Origin of the sequence: Geminocystis sp. M7585_C2015_104, from assembly GCA_015295805.1 — a bacterium.
GTDB lineage: Bacteria > Cyanobacteriota > Cyanobacteriia > Cyanobacteriales > Cyanobacteriaceae > DVEF01.
Window position 1 is genome coordinate 1 of sequence record DVEF01000049.1, and the last position, 2167, is coordinate 2167.

The window sequence follows — 2167 nt, forward strand, 5'->3', positions numbered from 1 at the left end:
AAAAATTTAGCAATAATTAAAGAAGGGAGTTTGGGGTAATAGGGGGGAGGAAGGGGGTAGCAATTGAATTTGATTCTTATTAAGGGGGAGAAGAAACAAGGTAAGGGAGAGGGGGGATACTGTGGCCTTGTTTTCAGAGGCCGATAGTTGTATTTAAAAGAGTTTATGGTAGGCAAAAAGCCTAGTAAGACATAAAACCAGCACCACCTGTCTAAGGCTAAGACAAGGGGGTGAAAGAGGGAGATTTGTTAAGAAATGTAAAGAAAATGTTATTACACCATAGAGGATTATTAGAATAAAAGGCGCCTGCTAATAAAAGACTTCTAAAGGCGAAGAGCAACTGGAATATCAAAAAGTGGCGGGTTGCCATATTTTGAAGAAGAGAAGTAGAAAAGAGAGAATACAAAAGGCCATGTAGCCGAGGAGGGGCAAGTCTACTGTTTTTTTAGTCCCCACCCGGAAAGAATAATGGGAGTCCAAAAATAGAATATAATAAGGGTAACTAGGGAAGTAAGGGTAAAAACAGAGACTATTCCTACTCCCCATCTCCATCCCCCATAACACATCGTTATACCCGTTCCCAGTCATGTTATCATGTCGAAAGGGAATGATGAATTATAGACCCAATGAGGATGAGGGGCATGAGGGAGTGGGTTTTTGCCTGTGTCTTTTTATCTGGTGGTTGTTGACTTACTCTGATGGATACCTAGTATGTATCCCTCCTGGAAGCTATTTACCTCCCCTTGAATTATATTAAAAACCACACCCATAACAGGTTATATACACCCCACCCCCGAGTTGTTCAGTCTGTCTTTCTCAAAACCGGCTTTTATACCCCTCAAACTAGCCGCCGTGTATTTCGTGTATCCCCCACAAGTCACCCACCCACCTAAGACAGATAATACTCAGAATAGACGCCTGTTGCCATTGTAAATGATCTGGTTGGGAATAGATCCGGGACTGGCCATTACCGGTTGGGCCATTCTGAAAGAAAGAGAAGGAGACACACCTCTACTAGTAGACTATGGTATCATCGAGACGAAGGAATGTCTACCCACTGGGGCGCGTCTGAAGGAAATTGAGGAAGACATAACGGCCATTGTTAGGGAATTCAAGCCCAGTCATGTGGTGGTGGAGATGCCTTTTTTCCACAGCCAGGTGAAAGCTGCCGGCGGCGTCTTACAGGCTTTGGGGGTAATTCATCTAGTGTGTTACCGGGAGGCAAGGCTAATCCCCATTTTCCTCCACCAGGCCAGTTGGAAAGCTAATTTAGGCAATGGACATGCAAACAAAAAACAAGTAGCTATGATTCTACAACAGATTTTCTCTCTCCCCCACCTCCCCATCGATGACAGTCTAGACGCCATTGGTATTGCCTACGCGGGTATTTGTGGTGTCAGAAACAATATCCGGTAAGAATATCCCCCAGGGGATAAACCCCCCCGCCGGTTGACTACTTCTCGCCGTTAGACCGTTAAAGCAAAGTAAAGACTGGACTTTTCCCGTCAAACCCCAAGGTTTAGCCTTCTTAAATCAAGTCGGCTTATACAATAGCTATACCCTAGCACATCTGAAACAAGACGTCAACCGTCGCCTTTGTCTTTCCCCCATTCCCACCATCTAATGAGACTTAAACAATTAGGCCGAACAATAGCTATAGCCTTTATCTGTTAAAGTGGAATAGACAATAGAAACACACTAGCATTGCCTTCATCTTTTCTTCGTTAAGTTAAATTGCCACTTTGATTGCCACAATCCCTTGATTGCCACTAAGTTAAACCTCCATTTGTATTATATCAGTTTTAAAACCGTTTCCAAAGTGTTGGTAAGATTTATAATGCTATAATGTTGTAGACAGCGTTGGCGGGCTAATTCTCCTCTTTGTAATGCCAAGTCGTAATTAGCAAAAATCTCGTTGACGGCGTTGGCAATGGCTTCTGGGGATTGGGGAGATACTAAAAAACCAGTTTCCCTCAGGATTGCTGGCGTCTCCCCCACCGCAGATGCCAATACCGGTTTTGCCATCGCCATTGCCTCAATGACTTCCAAGGGGCATTTCGCCTGGTTAGTGATAAGATCATGGGGAGTGAAGACTATAATATGGCTGAGGGAAATCACCCTTGCCATTTCGTCAAAAGCCTGGGGTTTTATTGTCACCAACCATCTA

Annotated in this window: 2 protein-coding genes; one reads left to right on the top strand and one right to left on the bottom strand. The window is 44.1% G+C overall.

Annotated features, from left to right (window positions below; translation table 11 throughout):
* Positions 1-933: 933 nt before the first annotated feature.
* Positions 934-1416 (top strand): crossover junction endodeoxyribonuclease RuvC, encoded by a 483-nt coding sequence (locus IGQ44_05690; GenBank protein HIK37464.1) that lies wholly within the window; start codon positions 934-936, stop codon positions 1414-1416.
* A 375-nt stretch (positions 1417-1791) separates the two neighbouring features.
* On the opposite strand, the gene IGQ44_05695 is transcribed toward IGQ44_05690, so the two are convergent.
* A partial coding sequence (locus IGQ44_05695) for a glycosyltransferase family 4 protein (GenBank protein HIK37465.1) occupies positions 1792-2167 on the bottom strand: 376 nt, incomplete at its 5' end.

Bases quoted from the DNA above. Each gene is read 5' to 3' on its own strand.
- IGQ44_05690 (HIK37464.1), top strand. From the start codon at position 934: ATGATCTGGTTGGGAATAGATCCGGGACTGGCCATTACCGGTTGGGCC.